Here is a 6176-nt window from a genome sequence, read left to right on the forward strand (position 1 = left end):
CCGATCAGGCGCGACACCGTGTGCCGCTCCATGTACTCGGACATGTCGAAGCGGATCAGTTCGATGCCCAGCTGACTGGCCAGCTGCCGAGTGACTTCGGTCTTGCCGACACCGGTAGGACCGGCGAGCAGGAAGTTGCCGATCGGCTTGTCCGGATTGCCGAGGCCTGAACGCGCGAGCTTGATGCACGAGGACAGGGTTTCGACCGCAGCATCCTGGCCAAAAATCACCAGCTTGAGATCGCGCTCCAGCGTGGCAAGGCGATCCTTGTCGCTCGACGACACGCTCTTCGGCGGAATCCGCGCGATCTTGGCGACGGTTTCCTCGATGTCACGTACCTGCACGGTCTTGCGACGCTTGGCCTCGGGCAGCAGGCGCAAGCGGGCAGCGGCTTCGTCGATGACGTCGATCGCCTTGTCCGGCAGGTGCCGATCGGTGATGTGCTTGGCCGCCAGTTCGACGGCGCTGCGGATCGCACCGCTGGTGAAGTGCACCTGATGGTGTTCTTCGAAACGGGCGCGCAGACCTTCGAGAATCTGGATCGTTTCCGGCACGCTCGGTTCCGGCACGTCGACTTTCTGGAAGCGCCGCGACAGTGCGCGATCCTTCTCGAAGATGCCGCGATATTCCTGGTAGGTGGTCGAGCCGATGCAGCGCAGCTCGCCGTTGGCCAGCATCGGCTTCAGCAGATTCGACGCGTCCATGACGCCACCGGAAGCCGCACCGGCGCCGATGATCATGTGAATTTCGTCGATGAACAGGATCGCGCCCGGCGTCCGCGCCAGTTCCGAGATCACGCTCTTGAAGCGCTTCTCGAAATCGCCGCGGTACTTGGTGCCGGCAATCAGGGAGCCGAGATCGAGGCTGAAGACGATGCCGTCCTTCAGCAGTTCCGGCACGCGGTTCTCGGTGATCAGCCAAGCCAGGCCTTCGGCGATCGCGGTCTTGCCGACGCCAGCTTCACCGACCAGCAGCGGATTGTTCTTGCGCCGGCGGCAGAGCGTCTGCATCACCCGCTCCATCTCGTGGGCACGACCGATCAAAGGATCGATCAGTCCCCGCATGGCGCGCTGGTTGAGGTTGACGGCGAACTGCTCGAGTGCGGACTTGCCGCTGCTCTTGCCGGACTCATCCTTGTCCTCGTTGTCGTTCTGCTGCTCCTGCGGCGCGGCCGGCTGGTTGTTCTTGGCGATGCCGTGGCTGATGTAATTGACGACGTCCAGGCGGGTCACGCCCTGTTCGTTGAGCAGATAGACCGCGTGGGTATCCTTCTCGGCGAACAGCGCCACCAGCACGTTCAGCGTAGAAACACGCTTCTTGCCGGAAGCCTGCACGTGATAGATCGCCCGCTGCAGCACGCGCTGGAAGGACAGCGTCGGCTGTACTTCCTGATTGCCGCCGGCATCCTTGTTCGAGTGGATGTTCTGGGTGATGTATTCACGCAGGCCGGTTTCGAGCTTGTCGAGATCGCCACCGCTGGCGGTCAGCACTTCGCTGACGTTGGAATCGGACAGCAATGCCAACAGCAGGTGTTCGACGGTCAGCAACTCATGACCGTCACTACGCGCCGCAAGGAATGCGGCATCAAGAGCTTTCTGCAGTTCATCGCTGAGCATGGTCGCTTCCTGAACGGGTGATGTCGGTACGTTGGGGCAGTGATGGAGGCTTTTCCAGCCCCATCATGCAATGTCGTCAACCGAAATAGGAGTACGCAAAAGGCGCACCATTTCGAGACTGGCCCGGCATGGGCGACGATGCCCTGCGATTCTGCCGGCGAGCGGTATCGATTGCGGTCGCAAACGTCGTGGGCCGTTCGTTCGGCATACCACGAGAAGATTCCGAACAAAGCTTCGGAGCCGATGCCAAACGCGCGAGGCGGGAAACCGTCACCACCGATGCGTCAGAAAGGCGACGAGCGTCAGCAGACCTGACTCAGCTCAAGCCTCAGACCTTTTCCATCACCGTCAACAAGGGATGGTGGTTCTTGCGCGCAAAGCTGTTGACCTGGGCAACCTTGGTCTCGGCGATCTCGGCTGGGAAAATGCCGGCCGTGCCGCGCCCTGCCTGGTGGACCTGCAGCATGATCTGCACGGCCTGTTCGCGGGTGTGATGGAAGAACGTCTGTAACACTTGTACGACAAACTCCATCGGCGTGAAGTCGTCGTTGATCATCACCACCTTGTACATCGGCGGCTGTTGCAGGCGCGGTTTGGCCTCATCGACGATGAGACCGGTGCCGGAGTCCTGATTGCTGCGAGTGTCGCGGTCTGACATCGCTGAAGTGTACCGAATTGTCCAGCGCTGCCGGAGCCGGAGGCCGCTGGCAGCAATCTTGTAGACGGAGCGAGCGCAGCAACTCCGTTCGATGTCCCGTGGCTGCATCACATTATTCCCGCCACTGTCAAAGCCCCGTTATCATGCCGCCGATGGCCACTTTCTCCCGTTCACGACTCAATGCCCTGCCCGGCGCAATGCCTGCGCTCGCGGCTCGCTATGGTCCCCGCCTGCCGTATCTGGCGAACCTGCTGCTGGTCGTGGTGATCGCGAAAATGATGGCGAGTCTGGTCTGGGCCTTGGTGCCGGTACCGGAAAGCGCGCAGTGGCAACCGGCTGCGGCCACGTCACCGCGCACCGCTGCCAAGGCAGGTGTCGATCTCGGCCGAGTTGCCGGAGCGCATCTGTTCGGCCAGTACACAGCACCGGCCGATCCCGCGCTCTCCGATCTCGCCGCTGCACCGGATACCCAGCTGAACCTGACCCTGCTCGGCATCCTGTCGAACGGCCGCAACGACAAGGACCGCCAATCGCGGGCATTGATCGCCACCCAGGGCGGCGACGAAAAGCCTTATGCCGTCGGTGATGACATCGCCCGTGGCGTGCAGCTGCAGGCCATTTTCCCGGATCGCGTCATCCTGCTCCGCGGCGGCAAGCTGGAGACGCTGCGGCTCGACAAGGACAATCCCGGTGGCAGCCTGCTGCCATCGCAAGTCGGCGACGATCTGGTCGAAACGCCGAGTTCCGACGGCGAGAACGACATCCTGACCTCGCTCGGCGAGATCCGCTCGGAAATCCTGGCCGATCCGTCCAAGGCGGCCAATTACATCCGCGTGCAGCCGGTCAACACTGGCGGTGGCTTGTCCGGCTACCGCATCTATCCGGGCCGCGATCGGGCGATGTTCGCGGCTGCCGGCCTGCGGCCTGGCGATGTCGTCACCTCGGTGAACGGCGTGGCACTGAATGATCCGTCCCGCTCGCTGCAGTTGCTGACCGATCTCAGTCAGAGCGCCCAGATCAATCTCACGGTCGATCGCGGCGGCCAGCCGCAGAACTTCAGCATCAATCTCGAATAAGTGACACCGGCGGCTTCATTGCTTGACCGCCGCAACCGAATGCTCTTCCGATCCTTGCCATGAACGCACGCAATACCCTGAAACAGACTGTGCTGACGCTGTCCGCAGCACTGCTCGTGGCAGCTACCGGCAGCGCCGTGCTGACCCAGGCCCAGGCCCAGGGGCGCAACCGCGGTGCGGAAGTCACGCTGAATCTGAAGGATGCGGAAATCTCGACGCTGATCGCGACGGTCAGCGAAGTCACCGGCAAGAACTTCATCATCGATCCCCGCGTGCGTGGCAAGGTCACCGTGGTGTCGGCCAGCCCGATGGATGCCGCCGGCGTCTACCAGACTTTCCTCGCGGTGCTGCAGGTGCAAGGCTTCGCGGCGATCCCGGCCGGTGACGCGATCAAGATCGTGCCGGAAACCAACGCCCGTACCGACGGCGGCGGCCTGATCTCCAACGGCCGCGGCGTGCCGTTCGACGAGATCGTCACCCACGTCTACACGGTGCAGAACGTTTCGGCCTCGCAGCTGGTGGCGATCCTGCGTCCGCTGATCAGCCAGTCCGGCCATTTCGCGGCCTACGCCGGCAACAACTCGCTGATCATTTCCGACCGCGCCTCGAACGTCATGCGCATCGAGCGGCTGATCGCCCAGATCGATCAGAGCGGCGATCGCGAGATCGAAGTCGTCAAGCTCGAGAACGCTGCCGCCACCGACGTGGTGCGCATCCTCACGACCTTGTCGCAGGCCAGCAAGCAGGCCGATCCAACCGCCCAGACCGGCGTCGTCATCGCTGACGAACGCAGCAACAGCGTGCTGATCGGCGGCGAGAAAGGCGAGCGCAGCCGGATGGCGGAAATCGTCCGTCGCCTGGATCAGCCCGGCCCGAGCGGCGGCGATACCCAAGTCTTCTATCTGAACTATGCGAGCGCGGAAAACCTGGCGCCGATCCTCGAAGGCTATGCCCAGGCGGCCAGCGCCAGCTCGCGTCCAGGCGCCAGTGCAGCGGCCGGCGGCGCAGCATCTGCCGCGGCATCGTCCGGTGGCGGTGGTGCCGATGGCACTCGCGTGATCGCCGACAAGGACACCAATTCGCTTGTCGTCACCGCCGCACCGAAGGCGATGCTGGCGATCCGCAACGTCATCAGCCAGCTCGACATCCGCCGCCGCCAGGTACTGGTCGAAGCGATCATCGCCGAAGTCAGCGCGACCAAGGCCAGCGAACTCGGCCTCGACTACGCGGCCTACAGCCCGAGCACTGGCGCGATCACCGGCATCCTCAACCAGAGCACCCAGGGCGCCTTGTCGTCCCTGGCCACAGCCGCCAGCGGTGCCACCACGGCGGTCGCCACCGGCGGTACCAGCACGCTGGTCACGGCGGCGGCATCGCTGATCGGTTCCGGCGCCACCGCCGGCATCGGCGGCTTCACCTCGGGTGGTTCGTTCTTCGCCGTGCTGTTGCGCGCGCTGGCCTCCGATGGCGATACCAACATCCTCGCCACGCCTCAGCTGACCACGCTCGACAACGAGGAAGCCAAGCTGTCCGTCGGCCAGGAAGTGCCGTTCCTGACCGGCAGCTTCTCGAACACCGGCAGCGGTGGCGCCAACAACGGTTCGGTGAATCCGTTCCAAACCATCGAACGCAAGGAAGTGGGCCTGAAGCTGGGCATCACGCCGACGGTCAACGAAAACAACGGCATCAAGCTGAAGATCGATCTGGAAAGCTCGGGCATCGCCAGCGGCGGTGCCGGCACCGCGAGCCTGATCACCAACAAGCGTACGGTGACCAACTCGGTGTCCGTGGAAGGCGATCAGATCCTGTTCATCGGCGGCCTCATCGACAACCAGCTGACCGATTCGCAGAGCCGTATTCCGCTGCTGTCGAGCATTCCGGTGATCGGTGCGCTGTTCAAGTCGCGCTCGGTGCGCAAGGCCAAGACCAACCTGATGATCTTCATTCATCCGGTGATCCTCGACGACCGCAAGGACGCCGACTACTACACGCGCAAGCGCTACGACGGCGTGCGCAATGCCGAACTGCGTGCCGCGCAGGGCGCCGTGCCGCTGATCGGCGGCGCGCGTCCGGTGCTGGCACCGTTCGATAACTACGCGGCCGACCAGCAGGCGGCCAAGGACGCGAATCCCGTTTCGCCACCGATGGTCCAGGAGCCGGGCCCTGAGCCGGTTCCCAACCCAGCCCCCCGAACAGCTCCGGCGCCCGCCCCGGCTGCACCGTCCGGTAACTGAGCCGAAGGCGAGCACTGTCATGGAAGCTGCAAGCCCCGCCCTGCGCCGGCCGCCGTTCGCGTTTGCGAAACGGCATGGACTGATCGTCTCGGTCGACCGCGGCGACGCCGTCGAACTGGTCTGCCGTCCTGGCGTCAGCATCGATGCCGTGCAGGAAGCTCGGCGCTTCGTGCGCCGGCCGGTGAAGATGCGCAATGTCAGCCTCGATGAATTCGACGCGCTGCTGCAGCGGACCTATGAAGGCCAGACCGGCGCCAGCGCCGCGCTCGCCGATGGCCTCGAAGAAGACAGCGCCGATATCGACAGCTTGAGTGCCGCGCTCGCCGAAGCGCAGGACTTGCTGGAAACCGACGACGACGCGCCGATCATCAAGTTCATCAACGGCCTGCTCGTCGAAGCGATCAAGGAAAACGCTTCCGACATCCATATCGAAACCTTCGAGACGCGGGTGACGGTGCGCTTCCGCATCGACGGCGTGCTGCGCGAGATCCTCAACCCGCCACGTTCGCTGGCGCCGAAGATCGTCTCCCGCGTCAAGATCATGGCCAAACTCGACATCGCCGAGAAGCGCCTGCCGCAGGATGGCCGCATC

The 6176-nt window shown here is 63.8% G+C and carries 5 protein-coding genes; 3 read left to right on the forward strand and 2 right to left on the reverse strand.

Annotation, left to right across the window (positions count from 1 at the left end; genetic code table 11):
* A partial coding sequence (locus QZY06_RS13665; protein ID WP_295685404.1) for an AAA family ATPase occupies positions 1 to 1616 on the reverse strand: 1616 nt, incomplete at its 3' end.
* Between the two features lie 328 nt (positions 1617 to 1944).
* Positions 1945 to 2274, reverse strand: a complete 330-nt coding sequence (gene clpS / locus QZY06_RS13670) for an ATP-dependent Clp protease adapter ClpS (protein WP_295685408.1) — start codon at positions 2272 to 2274, stop codon at positions 1945 to 1947.
* A gap of 152 nt (positions 2275 to 2426) precedes the next feature.
* Between clpS and gspC the strand changes: the two genes are divergently transcribed.
* From gspC to QZY06_RS13685, 3 genes are all read left to right on the forward strand, one after another.
* Positions 2427 to 3350, forward strand: coding sequence for a type II secretion system protein GspC (gene gspC / locus QZY06_RS13675; RefSeq protein WP_295685410.1), 924 nt, complete (start codon positions 2427 to 2429; stop codon positions 3348 to 3350).
* Positions 3351 to 3409: 59 nt separating this feature from the next.
* The gene (gspD, locus tag QZY06_RS13680) at positions 3410 to 5584 is read left to right on the forward strand and encodes a type II secretion system secretin GspD (RefSeq protein ID WP_295685412.1); all 2175 of its coding nucleotides are present in this window, start codon (positions 3410 to 3412) and stop codon (positions 5582 to 5584) included.
* Positions 5585 to 5603: 19 nt separating this feature from the next.
* Positions 5604 to 6176 (forward strand): GspE/PulE family protein (locus QZY06_RS13685; RefSeq protein ID WP_295685415.1); only part of this gene is annotated, 573 nt, incomplete at its 3' end.

This window comes from uncultured Nevskia sp. (assembly GCF_903885465.1).
Lineage (GTDB): Bacteria > Pseudomonadota > Gammaproteobacteria > Nevskiales > Nevskiaceae > Nevskia.